The sequence below is a fragment of the Pyxidicoccus caerfyrddinensis genome, from assembly GCF_010894405.1.
Taxonomy (GTDB): Bacteria; Myxococcota; Myxococcia; order Myxococcales; family Myxococcaceae; genus Myxococcus; species Myxococcus caerfyrddinensis.
On record NZ_JAAIYA010000030.1, the window covers coordinates 1 to 17,993 of the forward strand.

The 17,993-nt window shown below is 69.9% G+C and carries 16 protein-coding genes; 8 read left to right on the plus strand and 8 right to left on the minus strand.

All coding sequences use genetic code 11. From position 1 onward, the window contains the following. The coding region (locus G4D86_RS44025; protein ID WP_164000961.1) for an efflux RND transporter periplasmic adaptor subunit at positions 1-977 on the plus strand (977 nt) is incomplete at its 5' end. A gap of 17 nt (positions 978-994) precedes the next feature. After that, on the plus strand, positions 995-4,135 hold the full coding sequence (locus G4D86_RS44030) for an efflux RND transporter permease subunit (RefSeq protein WP_164000963.1): 3,141 nt from the start codon (positions 995-997) through the stop codon (positions 4,133-4,135). Between the two features lie 1,583 nt (positions 4,136-5,718). Here G4D86_RS44030 and G4D86_RS44035 read toward each other — a convergent pair. Next, positions 5,719-6,822: a putative NPN-dependent ornithine cyclodeaminase gene (locus tag G4D86_RS44035; RefSeq protein ID WP_164000965.1), complete on the minus strand. Its 1,104-nt coding sequence runs from the start codon at positions 6,820-6,822 to the stop codon at positions 5,719-5,721. 93 nt (positions 6,823-6,915) lie between these two features. Here G4D86_RS44035 and G4D86_RS44040 point away from each other — a divergent pair, with 93 nt between their 5' ends. After that, positions 6,916-8,856, plus strand: a complete 1,941-nt coding sequence (locus G4D86_RS44040; RefSeq protein WP_164000967.1) for a PAS domain-containing sensor histidine kinase — start codon at positions 6,916-6,918, stop codon at positions 8,854-8,856. Between the two features lies 1 nt (position 8,857). On the opposite strand, the gene G4D86_RS44045 is transcribed toward G4D86_RS44040, so the two are convergent. Then, positions 8,858-9,418 (minus strand): protein-tyrosine phosphatase family protein, encoded by a 561-nt coding sequence (locus G4D86_RS44045; RefSeq protein WP_164000969.1) that lies wholly within the window; start codon positions 9,416-9,418, stop codon positions 8,858-8,860. Positions 9,419-9,600: 182 nt separating this feature from the next. On the opposite strand from G4D86_RS44045, the gene G4D86_RS44050 reads away from it, so the two are divergent. Then, positions 9,601-10,308, plus strand: a complete 708-nt coding sequence (locus G4D86_RS44050) for a LysM peptidoglycan-binding domain-containing protein (protein WP_164000971.1) — start codon at positions 9,601-9,603, stop codon at positions 10,306-10,308. 80 nt (positions 10,309-10,388) lie between these two features. Here G4D86_RS44050 and G4D86_RS44055 read toward each other — a convergent pair whose 3' ends face one another. Further along, positions 10,389-11,264 (minus strand): LysR family transcriptional regulator, encoded by an 876-nt coding sequence (locus G4D86_RS44055; RefSeq protein WP_164000972.1) that lies wholly within the window; start codon positions 11,262-11,264, stop codon positions 10,389-10,391. A gap of 108 nt (positions 11,265-11,372) precedes the next feature. Between G4D86_RS44055 and G4D86_RS44060 the strand changes: the two genes are divergently transcribed. After that, complete coding sequence (locus G4D86_RS44060; RefSeq protein WP_164000974.1) at positions 11,373-11,672, plus strand: YiaA/YiaB family inner membrane protein; 300 nt, start codon at positions 11,373-11,375, stop codon at positions 11,670-11,672. A gap of 16 nt (positions 11,673-11,688) precedes the next feature. On the opposite strand, the gene G4D86_RS44065 is transcribed toward G4D86_RS44060, so the two are convergent. After that, on the minus strand, positions 11,689-11,958 hold the full coding sequence (locus G4D86_RS44065; protein WP_164000976.1) for a hypothetical protein: 270 nt from the start codon (positions 11,956-11,958) through the stop codon (positions 11,689-11,691). 76 nt (positions 11,959-12,034) lie between these two features. Here G4D86_RS44065 and G4D86_RS44070 point away from each other — a divergent pair, with 76 nt between their 5' ends. Then, complete coding sequence (locus G4D86_RS44070) at positions 12,035-12,739, plus strand: ATP-grasp domain-containing protein (RefSeq protein ID WP_164000977.1); 705 nt, start codon at positions 12,035-12,037, stop codon at positions 12,737-12,739. Between the two features lie 3 nt (positions 12,740-12,742). Here the strand turns inward: G4D86_RS44070 and G4D86_RS44075 are convergent, their stop codons facing one another. The 4 genes from G4D86_RS44075 to G4D86_RS44090 all read right to left on the minus strand — a co-directional run bounded on the left by G4D86_RS44075 (position 12,743) and on the right by G4D86_RS44090 (position 16,674). Continuing rightward, positions 12,743-13,513, minus strand: coding sequence for an eCIS core domain-containing protein (locus G4D86_RS44075; RefSeq protein WP_164000979.1), 771 nt, complete (start codon positions 13,511-13,513; stop codon positions 12,743-12,745). 10 nt (positions 13,514-13,523) lie between these two features. After that, on the minus strand, positions 13,524-13,907 hold the full coding sequence (locus tag G4D86_RS44080; RefSeq protein ID WP_164000980.1) for a hypothetical protein: 384 nt from the start codon (positions 13,905-13,907) through the stop codon (positions 13,524-13,526). Positions 13,908-14,256: 349 nt separating this feature from the next. Further along, the gene (locus tag G4D86_RS44085; RefSeq protein WP_240360821.1) at positions 14,257-15,315 is read right to left on the minus strand and encodes a type IV pilus twitching motility protein PilT; all 1,059 of its coding nucleotides are present in this window, start codon (positions 15,313-15,315) and stop codon (positions 14,257-14,259) included. A gap of 207 nt (positions 15,316-15,522) precedes the next feature. Further along, complete coding sequence (locus tag G4D86_RS44090) at positions 15,523-16,674, minus strand: metallophosphoesterase (RefSeq protein ID WP_164001206.1); 1,152 nt, start codon at positions 16,672-16,674, stop codon at positions 15,523-15,525. A gap of 243 nt (positions 16,675-16,917) precedes the next feature. Here G4D86_RS44090 and G4D86_RS44095 point away from each other — a divergent pair, with 243 nt between their 5' ends. Both G4D86_RS44095 and G4D86_RS44100 read left to right on the plus strand, forming a co-directional pair. After that, positions 16,918-17,361, plus strand: a complete 444-nt coding sequence (locus tag G4D86_RS44095) for a cytochrome c oxidase assembly factor Coa1 family protein (RefSeq protein WP_164000985.1) — start codon at positions 16,918-16,920, stop codon at positions 17,359-17,361. Positions 17,362-17,418: 57 nt separating this feature from the next. Continuing rightward, positions 17,419-17,946, plus strand: a complete 528-nt coding sequence (locus G4D86_RS44100) for a hypothetical protein (RefSeq protein WP_164000986.1) — start codon at positions 17,419-17,421, stop codon at positions 17,944-17,946. Positions 17,947-17,993 lie beyond the last annotated feature (47 nt).

The following is a 17,993-nucleotide window of genomic DNA, read 5'->3' on the forward strand; positions in this document are numbered from 1 at the left end:
AGTACCTCGGCTCGCTGATGTCGCGGCAGAGCGTCACGGTGCTGCCGCAGGTGGGCGGCTACGTGCGCCGCATCCACGTGAAGCCCGGCCAGCAGGTGGAGGCCGGAGCGCCCCTGCTGGAGGTGGATGCGCGCGAGGACACGGCCGCGCTCGACAGCGCCCAGGCCCAGCTCAGCTCCACCAAGGTGAACCTGGAACTGGCCCGCCGCACCCTGGCCCGCACGGAGGCGCTCCAGAAGGAGGGCCTCGCGAGCGCGCAGGAACTGGAGGCCGCCCGCGCCCAGGTGGAGGCCGCCGACGCCGCGTCGCGCTCCTCCGCCGCGCAGGTGACACAGCGCCAGGTGCAGCTGCAACTCAACGTGGTGCGCGCGCCCTTCGCCGGCACCGTGGGGGACGTGCTGGTGCGACTGGGTGACTTCGTCAGTGCCACCACGCCGCTGACCAGCGTGGCGCAGGCGGATGTCCTCGAGGTGAGCGTATCGGTGCCCTCCTCGCGCGCCCGTGCGCTCAAGCCCGACACGGTGGTGGAAGTCCTCGACGCGAAGGGGAAGGTGCTGCTCACCAGCACCGTCTTCTTCATCGCGCCGCAGGCCGATCCGCGCACTCAGTTGGTGGAGGTGAAGGCCGCCTTCCGCAACACGGTGGGCCTGCGCCCCAACGAGATGGTGCGCGCGCGCATGGTCTACTCCGTCCGGGACGCCCTGCAGATTCCGGCGCTCGCGGTGGTGCGCCAGAGCGGTCAGCCCTTCGCGTTAGTGGTGCACGAGAAGGATGGCCAGACAGCGGTGGAGCGCCGCCCCATCACCCTCGGTGCACTGGGTGAGATGGCCTACGTCGTGGAGAAGGGCCTGGAGGTGGGAGACCTCGTCGCCATCTCCTCCATGCAGGCGCTGCGTGACGGCATGCCCGTGAAGGTGAAGGCCGCGCCGCGTGCCGAGGCGTCAGCCGGCGGCACTCCCTTCGGTAGCAGCCGCTGAGCAGAGGAACAGAGCCCATGTTCGTCGACTTCTTCATCCGCCGGCCCGTCTTCGCCATCGTCTGCTTCATCCTGCTCACGCTGGTGGGAGCCGTTGCGATTCCCTCGCTGCCCATCGCCCAGTATCCGGACCTGGCACCACCGCAGGTGACGGTCAGCAGCACCTACGTGGGCGCCAGCGCCGAGGTGGTGGAGAGCGCCGTCACCATCCCGCTGGAGCAGGAGCTCAACGGCGTGGAGGGCATGCGCTACATCACCTCCACCAGCAGCAACGACGGCACCAGCACCGTCATCATCACCTTCGAGCCCACGCGTGACATCGAGGTGGCCGCCGTGGACGTGCAGAACCGCGTCAGCCGCGCGTCCGCCCGCCTGCCCGCGCAGGTGAACCAGTCGGGCATCGTCATCAACAAGGCCTCCAGCCAGATTCTGATGTCGGTGGCCCTCTTCAGTCCCGACGAGCGATACGACGCGAAGTTCCTCAGCAACTACGCTGACGTGAATCTCAAGGACGCCATCAAGCGCGTGCGCGGCGTGGGCGAGGTGCGCATCTTCGGCGAGCGCAAGTTCTCCATGCGCCTGTGGCTGGACCCCACGGAGCTGGCGCGCCGCAAGCTCACCCCGCAGGACGTCACGCGCGCACTCCAGGAGCAGAACCTCCAGGTGGCCGCGGGCCAGGTGGGCCAGCCGCCCTCCGACAAGGACCAGCCCTATCAGCTCGCGGTGCGGGCACGGGGCCGGCTGGTGGAGCCGGACGAGTTCGGCGACATCGTCCTCATGCGCCAGAACGACGGCAAGAGCGTGCGCGTGAAGGACGTGGGCCGTGTGGAGATGGGCGCGGAGAACTACAGCTCCCTGCTGCGCTTCGGCGGCAAGGCGGCCGTCGGTCTCGCCATCTTCCAGCTGCCCACCGCCAATGCGCTCGACGTGCGCGACGGCGTCTACGCGGAGCTGGCGAAGCTCTCGCAACAGTTCCCCCCGGGCATGCGATTCCAGACGGGCACGGACACGACGCTCGCGGTGCGCGCCACCATCCACGAGGTGCTCCGTTCGCTGGTGGAGGCGATTGCGCTCGTCATCCTGGTCATCTTCCTGTTCCTGCACGGCTGGCGCAGCGTGCTCATCACCGCCTTCACCCTCCCCGTCTCGCTGGTGGGCACCTTCGCCTTCGTCAGCTTGATGGGCTTCTCCATCAACACCCTCACCCTCTTTGGCCTGACGCTGGCCACGGGCCTCGTGGTGGACGACGCCATCGTCGTCATCGAGAACATCGAGCGGTTGATGATGGAACGGCACCTGACGCCCGTGCAGGCCGCCCGTGAGGGAATGAAGGAGGTGTCCGGCGCAGTCATCGCCATCTCCATCGTGCTGGTGGCGGTGTTCGTCCCGGTGGCCCTGTTCCCCGGCACCACGGGCGCCATCTACCGCCAGTTCGCACTGACCATCACCGCGTCGGTGGCCCTCTCCACCTTCTGCGCCCTCACCCTGACGCCCGCCCTGAGTGCTCGGATGCTCAAGCACCAGCAGGGTGAGAAGTGGGTGTTCTTCCGCTGGGTGGACCGGGCGCTGGACGCGACTCGGACCGTGTACGGCCGGGGCCTGCGCCGGCTGCTGAAGCACCCGGTCATCATCCTGGGCGCGTTCCTGCTGTGCATCGGCGCCACGGTGGCGCTGTTCAAGGCGACGCCCACGGGCTTCATCCCCGACGAGGACCAGGGCTACCTCATCATCTCCGTGCAGGGACCTGAGGGCATGGCGCTCGCCCAGACGGAGAAGGTGATGGCGGAGGTGGAGGCGGTGCTGAAGGACCAGCCGGAGGTGCGCGTCATCTTCGCCAACGGCGGCTTCTCACCCCAGGGCTCGGGCCCCAACATGGCCAACATCTTCGCCGCGCTGAAGCCCTGGAGCGAGCGGCCCGGAAAGGACCAGTCGGTGGCCGCGCTGGTGGAGCGGCTGCGCGCACCGCTCAGTCGCATCGGCGGGGCGCGCGTGGTGCCCTTCCAACCTCCGGCCATCCGCGGCGTGGGCAGCGTGGGCGGCTTCCAGTTCGTCGTCGAGGACACCGCCGGCACCAGCTCGCTGGACCAGCTTGCCTCCGCCGTGCAGACGCTCGTGGCCAGGGGCAACGAGGACAGCCGGTTGCGCGGTGTCTTCACCGGCTTCAATGCCGACACGCCGCTACTCGACGTGGAGGTGGACCGGCAGAAGGCCAAGGCCCTGGGTGTCCCCATCGAGCAGATCTTCGGCACGATGCAGGTCTACATGGGCAGCCAGTACGTCAACGACTTCAACTACGCGAACCGCGCGTACCGCGTCTACGTCCAGGCCGAGCAGCAGTTCCGCGACAGCCCGCGCGACATCGGCGCCTTCTACGTACGCAGCGACAGCGGGGACATGATTCCGCTGGAGTCACTGGTGAAGGTGGAGCCCACGGTGTCCGCGCAGGTCATCCGCCACTACAACCTCTTCCGCTCGGTGGAGATCAACGGCCAGGCGGCGCCGGGCGTGTCCTCTGGGCAGGCGCTGGAGGCGATGGAAGCCCTCGCCGCGCAGCACCTGCCGCTGGGCATGAGCACGGAGTGGACAGGCATCAGCCTGGAGCAGAAGCAGAGCGGCGGACAGACGATGGTCATCTTCGGCCTGGGCCTGCTCTTCGTCTTCCTGGTGCTCGCGGCGCAGTACGAGAGCTTCACCCTGCCGCTGGTCATCATCCTCTCGGTGCCGCTGGCCATCATGGGTGCGCTCGGGCTTCAGCTGCTGCGCGGGTTTGCCAACGACGTGTTCTGTCAGGTGGGGCTGGTCATGCTGGTGGGACTCGCCAGCAAGAACGCCATCCTCATCGTGGAGTTCGCGGAGCAATTGCGCGAGGGCGGCAAGAGCGCCCTCGACGCGGTGGTGGAGGCGGCCGAGGTGCGCCTGCGTCCCATCCTCATGACGTCGATTGCATTCCTCCTCGGCGTGGTGCCGCTGATGACGGCGTCGGGCGCGGGCGCGGCGTCGCGCAACTCGCTGGGCACGGCGGTGTTCGGCGGCATGCTCGTGTCCACGGTGGTGAACTTCGTGTTCATCCCCGGCCTCTACGTGCTGATGCAGCGACTGCGCGGCGAGGCCAGGCGGACCGTCAGCGACCTGGTGGCTCCGCCGGCTCCGTCGCACTGAGACACGCCAGCAGCCGGGTCGAGCGACTTGTGGCGCCAGGGGCCGACCTTGTCCGGGTGTTGGCGGTTACGCGCCCGTTACACCCGCGCGCGCGGCTCGGGGCAACACTTCGTCCGGTCCGGTCAGAGGGGCCGGTCCGTCTCTCCGGACGACCCTGAAGAGGAAGCCAATGCGCGGATGGCAGGTGACAGTGGCAGTACTGGCTGCAGGCCTGGTGGTGTGTGGTGACGCCGGGGAGCCGGGGCCGGGGCCTGTCGTGGGAAACGAGACTGGCGAGCGCGTGGTGGAAGCCCTCTGCGCGCGCGAGGAGCGGTGCGGGGTGTACGCCAGCACGGAAGCCTGTGAACGGGACCTGCGACGCTGGGGCTGGGGTGGGATGTGGCTGGGACTGGGGACGCGCCATGACGCGGCGTTGGCGTCAGGCCGGCTGAGCTATGACGAGGGCGCGGCCGAGCGCTGTGTCGCCACCCTCCGCGACAGCGACTGCCGCCTGCCCGCACTGACCTTCCTCGCGCGACAGCGGGGCATCGAATACGAGCCGGCCTGCCAGGTGCTCCGCGTCGAGGCACCCGCGAGCACCTGCCGGCTCCATGCGGAGTGCGGTGGCGAGGCCTGGTGCCACTTCCCGGGAGACGGCACACCCGAGGGTACCTGCCAGCCCCGGAGTGCGGAGGGAGAGGTCGCCGTCCATCTCATTCAATGCGCACCAGGACTCGTCCTCGCCGAGCCCGGCGGCCGCTGCCAACGTCCCGCTGAAGAGGGAGAGGTCTGCTACCTGCCAGGAGGCGCCGGCATCACCCACCCGTGCGGGCCGGGACTGTGGTGCGACCAGGACGGCGGGACGTGTCAGCGAGCCAGCGCCGAAGGTGACGCGTGCGGAGCCTTCGGGATTCCGCCGTGCGACGAGTCACTCGTATGCAAGGAGGGGCACTGTGGCCGCCGTTCCCGCCCGGGCGAGTCGTGCCGAGCAACACCTGTCCTGTCCACCCTCTACCGCAACGACTGCCAGGAGGAGCTCTTCTGTGACGCGGACCGGGGGGAGCTCGGCACCTGCCGGGAGCAACTCGGAGTGGGCGTCGCCTGCCGCGAATCCTTCGAATGCGCCGGGGACCTGAAGTGCGTCAGCCCCGAACAGGCGCCCGATGGGCCGGGCTTCTGTCAGGAAGAGCCCGGCCTCGGTGCGCCTTGTGCACGGAGCAAGTTCTCCTTCTCCGGCTGTGCCAAGGGCCTCGTCTGCTCCGAGGAGAGCGGACGGTGCGTCCCCTACGTCCCCGAGGGAGAGCGCTGCGGCCCGGAGGCCCTGTGCGCGACGGGCCCGTGCGTGAACGGTCATTGCGCCCCCTATGAAGCCCTCTCCCGCCAGCAAGCGCCGGGCCCGGGCAACCCGCTCCCCCCCATCATCGTCCGCATCAAGAGCCTTGCTCCTCGCGGTCCGGGTCCACGTCCGACGGGCGTTCCGGACAGGGCACACTCCGCCAGTCTGCCGCCATGAGAGGAGCGGTCCCGGGGAAATACCGGGACGACGCGACGACTCGCGGAGGGCGCTGAACGTGGGGCTGGCCGCGCCGTCCCGGCCGCCCTGCTCAGCCCGCCTTCGGCGCCGTGCCACGCGCCGTCAACTCGCGCTCCACGTACAGCCGCAGGATGTGCATGAAGTCCTGCGCGTTCGTCACCACGCCGAAGGCCTGGTGCGTGCCGCGGTCCTTCAGCTTGCTCACCACGAACTCGGACGAGTCCACGCAGATGGTGGGCAGCTCGCGCAAGGAGCCGTCCTTCTCCACCACGAAGGCCGGCAGCATGTTGCCCGTGGCGATGGCGTGCAGCGCGGTGGCAATCAGCACCGACATGGTGGCCTTCACCGCGTGACGGCGCATGGCGTCCTGCGCGGCCAGGTTGTCGGTGACGACATCCGGCAGCGGCCCGTCGTCGCGGATGGAGCCCGTCAGCACGAACGGAACCTTGTGCACCACGCACGCGTGCATGATGCCGTTGGTAATCACCCCTGACTCCACCGCCTTCGCAATCGAGCCCGCCGCGCGCACCTTGTTGATGGCGCGCATGTGCAGGCCATGGCCGCCGGAGGTGGCCTCGCCCGAGCCGCTCATGCCCAGCGTGGTGCCGAAGATGGACGCCTCGATGTCGTGCACCGCCACCGCGTTGCCCGCCAGCAGCGCGCCCACGAAGCCGTTGGCGATGAACCACGTCATGTCCGCGCGCGCCCGCGAGTGCACCAGCGCCGGCCCCGTCACCCACACCGGGTAGCCGCCGCGCTCGCGCTCCTCCACCAGCAGCCGCGCCATGTGCCCGTAGTCGATGGGCTTCTCGCGCGACACCTCGCTCGTCATGAACTTGAACTCTCCCTCACCGCCCTCGGTGAGGTAGGCCATGTTCACGTACACGCCCTGGCTGCCGTCCTCCGCGTGGCCCACCACCACGCGCTCGCCCGCGCGCACGCGCCGGCCCTCGCGGGCCCACAATTCGCCCTGGGCATCCAGCACGAGCGCGCAGTCCATGCGAGGCTCGCGCGGCATGCGCCAGGCGCCGCCGACGCGCACGTAGGTGGGGAGGTTGGTGGTGGAGAAGAAGCCCTCCGGCAGGACGCCGTCCGCGGGCGCCGGCTGGAAGCGCGCGTCCGGACACTGGGCGAAGCGCGCGGCCGTGAAGTCGGGATGGGGAATGGTGCTCACCCCGGCACCATGCGCGGACCCACCCATCCTGTTCAAGTCTCTTGGCGTAGACTTGTCTCCTCCCCCAGCGCAGGCGTCCTTCCGGAGTACCCGGTGACCGTCCTCGACTTCCAACTGCTCTTCGAGAAGAGCCCGGGCCTCTTCCTCGTCCTCGCGCCGGACGCGGACTTCACCATCCTCGCCGTCACGGACGCCTACCTCCGCGCGACGATGACGCGCCGCGGGGACGTGCTCGGCCGGCGCCTCTTCGACGTGTTCCCGGACAACCCGGAGGAAGCCCAGGCCACCGGCACCCGCAACCTGCGCGCCTCGCTGGAGCATGCCCTGGCCACCCGGGCCCCGGACGTCATGCCCCTGCAGAAGTACGACATCCCCCGCCCCGGGGGCGGCTTCGAGGAGCGCCACTGGAGCCCCGTCAACACCCCGGTCCTCTCCGAGGACGGGCAGGTGCGCTACCTCATCCACCAGGTGGACGACATGACCGAGGTGGTGCGCCTCACCCGGCTCGGCGAGCGGGACCGCGGTGAGCTGCTGGCGCTCCAGCGGAACGTGCGTGCCCGCACGGACCTGCACGCGCTGATGGAGCACGCCCCCGCCGCCATCGCCGTGATTCGGGGTCCGGGCCACGTCTACGACTACGCCAACGCGGAGTACCTCCAATTGGTCGGCCGCGAGACAGTCGTGGGCAGGTCCGTGCGCGAGGCGCTGCCCGAAATCGCGGCCCAGGGCTTCATCGACGTGCTGGACCGGGTGTACGCCACCGGAGAGCCCTTCATCGCCGACGAGCTCGTCGTCAGCCTGGACCGCTCGGGCACCGGGAGCCTGGAGGACCGCTTCCTCAACTTCGTCTTCCAGCCCACCCGCGCTCCGGACCGGGCGGTGGACGGCATCTTCCTCCAGGCGGTGGACGTGACGGCCCAGGTGCGGGCCCGGCGCGAGGTGGAGGAGGAGCGCGCCCGCCTGCACGCGGTGCTGGAGAACGCTCCCATGGCGGTGGCCATCGCGGACGCCTCCGGCCGCGTCGTGCTCGCCAACAAGCGCATCGAGGCCGAGCTGCGCCACCCGGCCCACTCCACCACCCAGCACGCGGACTACCACCAGTGGCCCATCCTCCGGCCCGACGGCCTGCCCATCGCCACCGAGGACTACCCGCTCATCCGCGGCCTGCGCGGCCTGGAGGCCCACGGCGAGGAGCTCAACTACGTCTTCGGGGATGGCAGCCAGGGCGTGGTGGAGGCGCACTACGGGCCCGCCCGTGACGCGCGCGGAAACATCATCGCCTCCGTCGTCTTCTTCCGGGACATCACCCAGCGCCGGAAGCTGGAGGAGGAGGCGCGCCAGCGCGCCGGGTTCGAGCAGCAGCTCATCGGCATCGTCTCGCACGATTTGCGCAACCCCATCAGCGCCATCATCCTGTCCACCACGACGCAGCTGCGGCGCACGGACCTGGACGAGCGGCTGCGCCAGCCGCTGGGCCGCATCCTCTCCTCCGCCGAGCGCGCCAACCGGCTCATCCGAGACCTGCTCGACTTCACCCAGGCCCGGCTGGGCGGCGGGATTCCCACGCGGCCAGGGCCCCTGGACTTCCATGCCTTCACCCGGCAGGTGCTGGACGAAATCCAGGTGGCCCATCCCGAGCGCGAGCTGAGGGTGGAGCAGCACGGAGACGGCCAGGGCGCGTGGGACGCGGACCGGCTCGCGCAGCTCGTCGTCAACCTGCTGGGCAACGCCCTCACCTACAGCCCCGCGGGCAGCCCGGTGAGCATGACGACGCGGGGCGAGACTCGCGACGTGGTGCTCGAGGTGCACAACACCGGCGTCCCCATCCCCGCCGAGCTGCGGGCGCGCCTCTTCCAGCCGATGCAGCGCGGCGACAACGGCGACACGCGCAGCCGCAGCGTGGGGCTGGGGCTCTACATCGTCGACCAGATTGTCCGCGCGCACGGCGGCGGCATCACCGTGACGTCCCTGCCGGACGAGGGCACCACCTTCACGGTGCGGCTGCCGCGAGCGCCCCACTCGACGCCCGGGTGAGTCAGTCCTCGGTGTCTTCAGCGGACGGCGGGTTGCTCAGGTGGCTGTAGGCGACGGCGGTCAGGGCCTTGAGCTCGGGCACCTGCCACGCCACCTCGTGCTTCGAGCGCCAGTCCTCCGCCCAGGCCATGAAGGTGCGCAGCTGCGCGGCGCTGGGGGCCACCTGCCAGCGCTGCCGCTTCGCCAGCGTCAGCGCCTCCAGCGGCGGGTGCCCCAGCGCCACCATGCAGCACAGCGCCAGCAGCGCGCTGCGCCCCACGCCGTGCTCGCAGTGGATGTAGACCTTGTGGCCCTGCGCCAGGCGCTGCGTCACCCACTCGACGCCGTCGTCAATCATGTCGCGGCGGATGGCGCGCATGTCCTCCGTGGGCAGGTGCAGCAGGGTGATTCCGTGCTCGCGCAGCACGTGCTCGTCGTCGCGCTCCTCCACCCGCACGTCCACCACGTAGCGGATGCCCAGCTTGCGCGCGAGGTGCTCCGCCGCCTCGATGGGGAAGCGTCCCCCCACCGCCAGCGAGGGCAGCACCCAGTCCAGGTTCAGCCTCCGGAAGGGCTCGCTCATGTGCTCACGGTAGGGATGCCCGGCCCATCCCGGGAGGGCCCCACACTGGGAGGCACGGCCCACCAGGGCTGTAGGTGAAAAACACAGGGGGTACGCAACTTCGAATCTCAGGCTGCGAGAATCATGGCAAGTCCCACCGGTGATGCCCCCCGGCGTCGCCTCAATCTTTCGGAGCCCCCTCCATGAGCTACCGCATTCAGTCGGGTGACACCCTCTCCGGCATCGCCAAGCGCTACAACACCAGCGTCAGCGCGCTGATGAAGGCGAACCCGCAGATCAAGAACGCGGACCTCATCTACACCGGCAAGAGCCTGAACATCCCCGGCTCCAAGGACAGCTTCGAGCCTTCGAAGGGCGGCAAGCCGGGCTCCAAGCCGGGTTCCTCGACGGGCAGCTCCGGCACCAAGGGCACGCAGGGCTCGCAGGCCACCGGCACCAACGGCGGCAACGCCCCCACCGGCAGCGCCTTCGACATCGCGAAGTCGCACCTGAACAAGAACGCGGGCTCGCTGAAGCTGGAGAAGAACGGCGTCGGCAGCGACATGGAGGACTGGGTCCCCAACAACGTCAACTGCGCCAACTTCGTCTCCGCGTGCCTGGAGCAGGCCGGCCTCATCACCAACGCGCAGCACGACAACTCGGTGATGGGCCTGCAGGCCAAGCTGGACAAGGACCCGGACTTCAAGCGCGTGTCCCTGCAGGACGCGAAGCCCGGTGACGTGGTGTCCTTCAAGGTCGGCAGCGGCCAGCACGTGGTGATGTTCGCGGGCTGGAAGGACGGCAAGCCCCAGTTCATCGGCTCCAACAACGTGAACTCGGACGGCTCGCAGCGCATCACCATCAGCTCGATGAACTACCCCATCATGTCCATCCACCAGCACCGCGGCTGAGCTTCCGCGCGGCACTGAGTGAAGCCCACGGGGCTCCGGGTTCCGTCCTCCCAGGACGGGCGCGGGGCCCCGTTGGCGTTCTAGGGCTTGGGCGCCAGCGCCAGCGCGGCCTGCAGGAGCGGGCTGCGGGTGGCCGACTTCCGCCACACGGCGTGGATGACACCCGAGCCCGCGCCGGGCAGCGGCCGCGCCACCACGCCCGCCTCGCGCGGACCGCCGGGCAGCAGCGACGCCAGCAGCGAGTAGCCCAGCCCCGCCGCGACGAAGCCGAGAATCGTCTCCGACGAGTCCGCCTGGTGCAGCCGCTTCGGCTTCACACCGGCCCGCGCCAGTTCCGCGAGCTGCAATTCACGCAGGTGCTTGTCCGTGCTGTACGCGATGAAGGCGTCGTCCTTGAGCTGCGACAGCTTCACCTGTGCGCTCTTCGCCTGCGAGTGGTGCGAGGGCAGCACGAGGAACGGGTGCGTGCGCCCCACCTCGCGCGCCTCCACGTCGTCGGGCACCTCCGGCAGATGGTCCACCACCAGGTCCGTGTCGCCCGAGCGCAGCACGTCCAGCGCGGGCACCTTGGACTCGAAGAGGGCCACCTCGATGTCGGGCCGCTTCGCCTGGAGCCGCCGCAGCCACGCGGGCAGCAGGTAGCGCAGCACGTGGCCGGAGGCGTGGACGCGCAGCGTGCCGCCCACCTCGCCCTTGCGCAGCGACTGCACCACGGTGTCGAGCGCCTCCAGGAAGGGCGCCACGTGCGCGTACAGCGCGCGGCCCCCCGGGGTGAGGACGACGCGGTCCTTGCCCACGCGCTCGAAGAGGGGCACTCCGACTTCGTCCTCCAGGCGTTTCACCTGCTGGTGCACCCCGGGCTGCGTTATCGGATACGGGAATGAGCGCGCCGCTCGCGCGTACCCTTCCGCGCGCGCCACCCGGTAGAAGCCCTCGAGCCGCTGGAGCTGAATCATTCACTGAAGGTTATCAATGGCGCATGGACTAGTTCCATGTGCTTTACGACGCGCAGGTGCATTGTTCTTCCTGTCAGCGAGTACCAATCGTCCCGAGGAGGAAGCACCATGTCCCGCGCCACGCCGAAGGTCGTCGTTCCCCACAGCACCGCCTGGGTCGCCCAGACCTGGCTGTCCTTCGTCCTGTCCGTCGGCGTCACGGCGGTGGGCATCTGGAACCTGCCCGTGGACATCTGGGTGAAGTCCTTCCTGGCCATGGGGCTGCTCTTCACGGTGGGCTCCACCTTCAGCCTGTCGAAGACGGTGAGGGACCAGCACGAGATGGAGCAGCTCGGCACGCGCATCGACGAGGCCCGCGTGGCCCGGCTCCTCTCCGAGCACGACCCGGTGGCCCCGCCGAAGCTGTGACGCGAAAGCGCCGTGCTCAGCGCAGGGGGCGCTTGAGGCAGTAGGTGCTCTCGTGCACCGTGACGAGCTCCCAGCCCTGCAGGCCCAGGAGCTTGAGCTGCGCGATGGTGGCCTTGGTCGATGACTCGCCGGGCCCCCATTGAGGCTGCATGCAGTGGTAGTCCCAGCGCGGAGTGCCCGCCCCCGCCTGGGCGTCCGCGGGGGGAACCCACGGCACCTGGGAAGCGGCGCAGCCGGCCAGGAACACGAGTGCGAGCAGGAGGTTGCGGCGCGTCTGGGTTTGCATGTGCTTGTCACCTCGAAGAGGGCCGGGGTTGGAGTGGCCCTCCGAAATCGCGACGGGTTGTATATAGGTTCCCGCCATGTTCCACGGACTCACCCTGCTCATTCCCGACAAGGCCGACCCGGAGCGGGACGCCGTCGCGCTCACATGGGAGGCAGGAGGCGGCACGGTGCTGAGGCTGGGGCGCTTCTGGAGCCCGCCCGACGTGGACCGCACGCGGGTGCGCCTCTATGGCAACGACACCTTCTGCCTGGTGCTGGCGCAGAAGCTGGGCCTCTCGCTCGTGTCCCCGCCGGATGACCTGCTGCTGAAGGTGGACGCCTCGCTCGTGAAGCGCGAGGTGCGCGGCGCCACGCTGGAGCAGGTGGCCTCGGAAGCCTTCCCCCGCTTCATCAAGCCGCTGGTGCCCAAGGTGTTCCGCGCCGCCGTGTGGCCGGGGCCTGAGGCGCTCGCGGAGGAGTGCCGGGGGCTGGCGCCGGAGACGCCGGTGCTCTCGTCGGAAGTCGCCTCCCTGCGCGCGGAGGCCCGGGGCTGGGTGCTCGATGGGCGCGTGCGCACGTGCGCGGTGTACGAGGGCGAGGGCTCCGTGGCGGAGGCCGAGGCGTTCCTCGCCACCGTCGCGCGCGCGGCACCGCTGCCGCGCACCTGCGTGCTGGACGCGGCGCTCGTCGAGGGCCGGGGTTGGGCGCTGCTGGAGGCCAACGCCGCATGGGGCGCGGGACTCAACGGCTGCGACGCCGCCGAGGCGGCCCGTTGCATCACCGAGGCCACGACAGCCGCCTGACGCTCAGGGCGCGCCGCGCCCTGCCTGAAGACACACGAGCGCCTCGTCCAACAGGGGCAGCGCGGCCTCCGTCCATCCCTTCAGCTTCGCGCGCGCAGGCAGCGGAACGCTCGGAGGAATGAGGCCCACCAGCGCGGCGTCCTCGATGAACTGCGCCTGCTGCTCGGGGTTGAGCTGGGCCCAGCGCAGCGCCTGGCCCACGGCCTTGCGCCAGTTGTAGCCGTCCCCCCACCACTGCGCCGCGAGCGCGGCGCTCAGGTACGCGGTGCCGCCGTGCTGGTGCTGCCACACGTGCGTCAGCTCATGCACCAGCAACCCGAACCCCGGAGGCCCGCGCCCGGGGACGAAGACGATGTCGCCGTGCACGAAGGCCCGGCGGGACACACCCAGCAGCCCCAGCCGTCCCTCCTTCACCCGCACCCGCGCGTAGTCCAGGCTCTCACTGAAGATGGGGTGCAGCCGCGCCACCTCCTCCTCCGTGAGACGGCGCCCCGGCGGCTCGAGCCCCGTCAGAACCTGCACCGCGCTGACCACGCGCCCGGCCAGCATCAACACCAGGTCCGCCGGCAATTGCGCCACGCGTATCAGCCCGCGCTTCAACCGGGGCAGGCCTTCGCAAGGATGCCCGCGCACGCACTGCGCCGTGCCTCCCGCCAGCGAGCCCAGCACCACGCCCACGCCGCGCACCACGCCGAGCGACGCGCTCGCCACGCCCGTCAGCAGGCCATGCCCCGCGTCCACACACCGCTCCGGGAACGAAGGCGCGCGGCTCACCGCGAACTCCTCAGCGTGCGCCCGCAGCCGCGCGAAGACTGGCCACGCCCAGCACGGACTCCATCAACTCGCGCAGCGAGCCGGGACGCCACGGGCGCGCCAGGGCGAAGTGGGTGAGGCACGAAGCGCTGTACGCCGCCGCCGGCTCCGGCCGGAAGTGCGTCGACACCAGGATGCGCGGACCCACGAAGCCCCGCTCCACCAGCCGCACCAGGAAGGCCGGCACCGCGGTGCGCTCGGCGGTGTCCAGGTCCACGACGAGCGCGTCCGGCGTCGCGCCCGCGTCCAGCCGCCGGTCCGCCGACGCCGTGCCCAGCGCGTGGATCAGCTCGAACCCCGACGCCAGCTCCCGGCCAATGGCCAGCCGCAGCAGGGGCGCTTCGGACACCAGCATCACCCGGAGCCCCGAACCAGTCCCACCAGGCCCCGGCGTCAGACGCAGCGCGCCAACCTCCCCCAGGATGGGTGAGGGAACGGACTGCAGACGGCTGGAATGGTGGGCGGGGGCGTAGGACACACCCGGAGAGTAACCAGCAATAGCGGAAATATCAAGCTTTACTTCAATCTCAGTGAAAACCGGCGGTGTGGACCCTGGTGAACCCACATCGGCCACGCCCCGGAACCGCAGGGCAATGAACACACGTTCAGTGTGTCAACCCTGACTCCTGACCGCCTGCACTGGAGTGCAGTTGACCCACACGATTCTCGCTGTCTTGGAAGCAGCGGGCCCCAAGGCCCGGGGCTCAGTCGAACTCGAGCGCGCGCTGGAAGTCGGCGGGGTTCGAGGCCGCGCCCTGCGCAATCTCCAGGGTGATGATGCCGTCGCGGTAGAGCCGCGTCAGGTGCTGGTCGAAGGACTGCATGCCGAACATGTCGCGGCCCTTCTCGATGACGTCCTTCAGCTCGTTGGCGCGGTCCTCGCGGATGTACTGCTCCACGGTCATCGTCTGCGTCATGATTTCCAGCGCCACCGTGCGCCCCTTGCCGGAGGCCCGGGGCAGGAGCCGCTGGGAGATGGTGGCCTTGAGGCAGTCCGCCAGGCGCATGCGCACCATGGCCTGCTCCTCCGAGGGGAACACGGACACCAGGCGGTTGATGGTGCGCGACGCGTCCGTGGTGTGCACCGTGGACAGCACCAGGTGGCCCGTCTCGGACGCCTTGAGCGCGATGTCGATGGTCTCCATGTCGCGCATCTCGCCCACCAGAATCACATCCGGGTCCTGCCGCAGCGCCGAGCGCAGCGCGCGGGCGAAGCTCTCCGTGTCCGGGCCAATCTCCCGCTGGGAGATGGAGGACTTGATGTTCTTGTAGATGAACTCGATGGGGTCCTCGATGGTGAGGATGTGCAAGCTCTCGTTGCGATTGATGTGGTCAATCATCGCCGCGAGCGTGGAGCTCTTCCCCGAGCCCGTCGCCCCCGTCACCAGCACCAGCCCGCGGTCATTGCTCGCAATCTTCTTCAAGACTTGCGGCAGCCCCAGCGTGTCGATGTTGGGAATCTCGTCCGGGATGATGCGCAGGATGCACGCCAGCGAGCCGCGCTGCCGGTAGATATTCACGCGGAAGCGCGCCACGCCCTGCACGCTGTACGACGTGTCCAGCTCCTGCAGCGAATCAATCTGCGCCTTCACGAGCTGGTCGGGGATGATGTGCATCGCCACCTGCTTCGTCTGGTCCGGAACCAGCTTCTCCATCTTCAGCGGCCGCAGCACGCCGTTGACGCGGTAGATGGGAGGGTCTCCCGGGCGGAAGTGAATGTCCGAGGCGCCGTTCTGAACGCCCACCGAGAGAAGCTTGTTCAACGTTGTCAAATCCACCGAGAAGACCCCTCACCGCTGCGCAGCCGCGCGGATTCTAGGTGAATGCGCCTTCAGGTACAGGGGCACGGAGTGGGCCTGGCCAGACGCAACCGGGATACGGGTAAACCCATACCCGAATGGGTAGACCCGTACTCGCCAGCCAGCGGCCGTCCATGCGGGCGCCCGGCACAGAAGGCCGCTCTCAAAGTCTTACACCGCGGTGACGAGCGTGAGCTCCGCGATTTCGGGCGAGGGGCCCAGGCGCAGCGGCGGTCCCCAGTAGCCGGTGCCCCGGTGGGTGTAGACGCGCACGCCGGCGATGGTGGCCAGCCCGCTGATGACGGGTTGCTGTAGCTTCACGAAGAACATGAAGGGGAACACCTGCCCTCCATGTGTGTGCCCGGAGAGCTGGAGGTCCACCGCCACGCCGGCCTGGGCCACATGGAGCGCCGTACGTGGTTGGTGCGCCAACAACAAGCGCGGCACGCCCTCCGGAGCCCCCGCGAGCGCGACGTCGGGACGGCAGGCGTGGGCGGGGATGATGTGGCCCGCGTCGTGGTCCGTCACGCCGGCCACGGTGAGCCGCGCGCCGTCGCGCTCCACCACGCGGTGCTCGTTCTGGAGGACGGTGAGCCGCAGCCGGGCCACCTCCGCCACCCACGCGAGGCCACCGTGGTAGTACTCGTGGTTGCCCGTCACGTAGAAGACGCCCAGGGCGGCGCGCAATTCCGACAGTGGCTGCACCTCGTCGCGCAGCGCCTCCACGTGGCCGTCCACCAGGTCGCCCGTCACCGCGATGATGTCTGGCTTCAGCGCGTTCACCTGCTCCACCACGCGCCGCAGCCAGCGCCCGTCCAGCGTGGGGCCGATGTGGATGTCTGAAATCTGCACCACCTTCAGCCCGTTCAGCCCCGCCCCCAGCCCGACCACCGGCACCGTCACCCGCTCCACCCGCGCCAGGCCGCGCGCGGTGACGAACGCGTACACCACCGCCGGCAGCGACACGCCCAGCACCGCCAGCGCGCGGCCCCGGGCAAGCGCCAGCGAGTCCTCCACCACGCCCGTCCACTGCAGCACCAGGCCGATGAGGTCCGCGGCCACCACCGCGCTCAGGACGATGCCGAAGGCGCCCAGCCACACGTACGCCGTCCACTGGAGCGCGCGCGTCCACGGCGTGGGCTCGCGCCGCGACATGAACATCCCCACGGGCAGCGACACGAAGAGCAGAGCCACCAGCACCGGGCCGAGCACGCTCCACGGCGCGGACCACTGGGGGCTCACGAACAGCCGCGCGGCGATGTACGCGTGCAGGCCGCCGAAGACGGTGAGGATGCCGCCCAGGGACACCAGCCATCGCAGCATCATCCCGGGGCGCGGCCGACGCCTCGCCTTACGCTCCGCACCTTGAGAGCGCTCCGTTACGGACTCCGCGCCTCGAGAGCGCTCCGTTACGGACTCCGCGCCTTTGGACAGCTCCGCCACGGACAGGCACCTCCACCAGGGGTTGACACGCACCGCTCGGGAAGGCGGAACATAACGGCTGCCTCCGTCCCTCGCCCGGCAACCTGCCTGCCTGCCCATCTCCCGCGATATGGAGAGTCGCGCATGCCCCGCCTCCCCCGTGACAGCGCCTGGAAGAGCTGGCTCTTCGCCGGAGCCCTGGTGCTCGGCGGACTCGGGTGCTTCTCCGGGGGCGTGGCCTGGGCGCTGCGCTCCATCTACCGGGGCATGGAGCAGGAATTGCGGCGGGACGACGTCCACCGGCTCGCCCTGCGGACGGCGGAGGCGTCACCGCGCGCCACGGAGCTGCTGGGCGCGCCGCTGACCAGCACCACGCTCACGCTGCGCGCGCACGGCACCACGCCCGAGGCGGGGCTGGTGGACTTCGACCTGGACGTGCGGGGCCCGCGAGGCCACGGCGTGCTCCAGGCCCAGGTGGCCTACACGCCCCGGGTGTGGACGCTGCGCCGGCTGGTCCTCCGTCCGGAGGGCGGCACCGACGTGGAGCTTCCCGCGGGCGACAGCACACCCGCACGCCCTCCGGACTGAGCACCGCCCTGCCGGCGGACGCGGCTGCGGGGGCTCGGTGCTGGCTACGTTGAAGGCATGAAGACCTCACGCCTCCTGATGTTCGGCCTGCTCGCCGCGGCTCCGGCGCTGGCCAGTGAGCCCACGCAGTACCTGGACCTGCGCACCCCCGCAGCGTCCCTCACCGCCCGCGTCACCAAGGACGGGCTCAGCAGCCCGGACCTCCAGCTGGGCCTCGCGGACACCGCGCTGCGCGGCCGGGCGTTCGGGCGCCCGGTCAACATCGCGCTCGGCGATGACCACATCGGCGGCATCTACCTGGGCGGCCCCGTGGACCTGAAGCTGAAGGAGGACGGGGACATCCTGGAGGCGCGAGGCTCGTTCGGCGGCCAGCTCACGAACTTCAAGGTGAGCCCCAAAAGCCTGACGGGCACGGTGGGCCGGTGCAGCTACCAGCTCACGTCCGCGAAGGAGCAGGACCGCTACCAGGGCACGCGCTCCTGCGGCTTCGGGCTGGAGAACCCGGTGACGCTGTCGATTCCGCCGGCCATCGCGGACGACGACGAGACGCTCGCGGCGACGCTGTCCATCGTGCTGGCGCAGTAACCGCGTTGCAGGGCGGCCTGCGTCCGCGACATGTCCGCGCACGCTCG

What these genes read in the sequence shown, in the direction of transcription:
- G4D86_RS44030 (WP_164000963.1), top strand. Translation starts at nt 995, where the DNA reads ATGTTCGTCGACTTCTTCATCCGCCGGCCCGTCTTCGCCATCGTCTGC.
- G4D86_RS44090 (WP_164001206.1), bottom strand. Translation starts at nt 16,674, where the DNA reads ATGCTGCGATGGCTGGTGTCCCTGGGCGGCATCCTCACCGTCTTCGGC.
- G4D86_RS44065 (WP_164000976.1), bottom strand. Translation starts at nt 11,958, where the DNA reads ATGCAAACCCAGACGCGCCGCAACCTCCTGCTCGCACTCGTGTTCCTG.
- G4D86_RS44045 (WP_164000969.1), bottom strand. Translation starts at nt 9,418, where the DNA reads ATGAGCGAGCCCTTCCGGAGGCTGAACCTGGACTGGGTGCTGCCCTCG.
- G4D86_RS44060 (WP_164000974.1), top strand. Translation starts at nt 11,373, where the DNA reads ATGTCCCGCGCCACGCCGAAGGTCGTCGTTCCCCACAGCACCGCCTGG.
- G4D86_RS44055 (WP_164000972.1), bottom strand. Translation starts at nt 11,264, where the DNA reads ATGATTCAGCTCCAGCGGCTCGAGGGCTTCTACCGGGTGGCGCGCGCG.
- G4D86_RS44080 (WP_164000980.1), bottom strand. Translation starts at nt 13,907, where the DNA reads ATGCTGGTGTCCGAAGCGCCCCTGCTGCGGCTGGCCATTGGCCGGGAG.
- G4D86_RS44070 (WP_164000977.1), top strand. Translation starts at nt 12,035, where the DNA reads ATGTTCCACGGACTCACCCTGCTCATTCCCGACAAGGCCGACCCGGAG.
- G4D86_RS44100 (WP_164000986.1), top strand. Translation starts at nt 17,419, where the DNA reads ATGAAGACCTCACGCCTCCTGATGTTCGGCCTGCTCGCCGCGGCTCCG.
- G4D86_RS44095 (WP_164000985.1), top strand. Translation starts at nt 16,918, where the DNA reads ATGCCCCGCCTCCCCCGTGACAGCGCCTGGAAGAGCTGGCTCTTCGCC.
- G4D86_RS44050 (WP_164000971.1), top strand. Translation starts at nt 9,601, where the DNA reads ATGAGCTACCGCATTCAGTCGGGTGACACCCTCTCCGGCATCGCCAAG.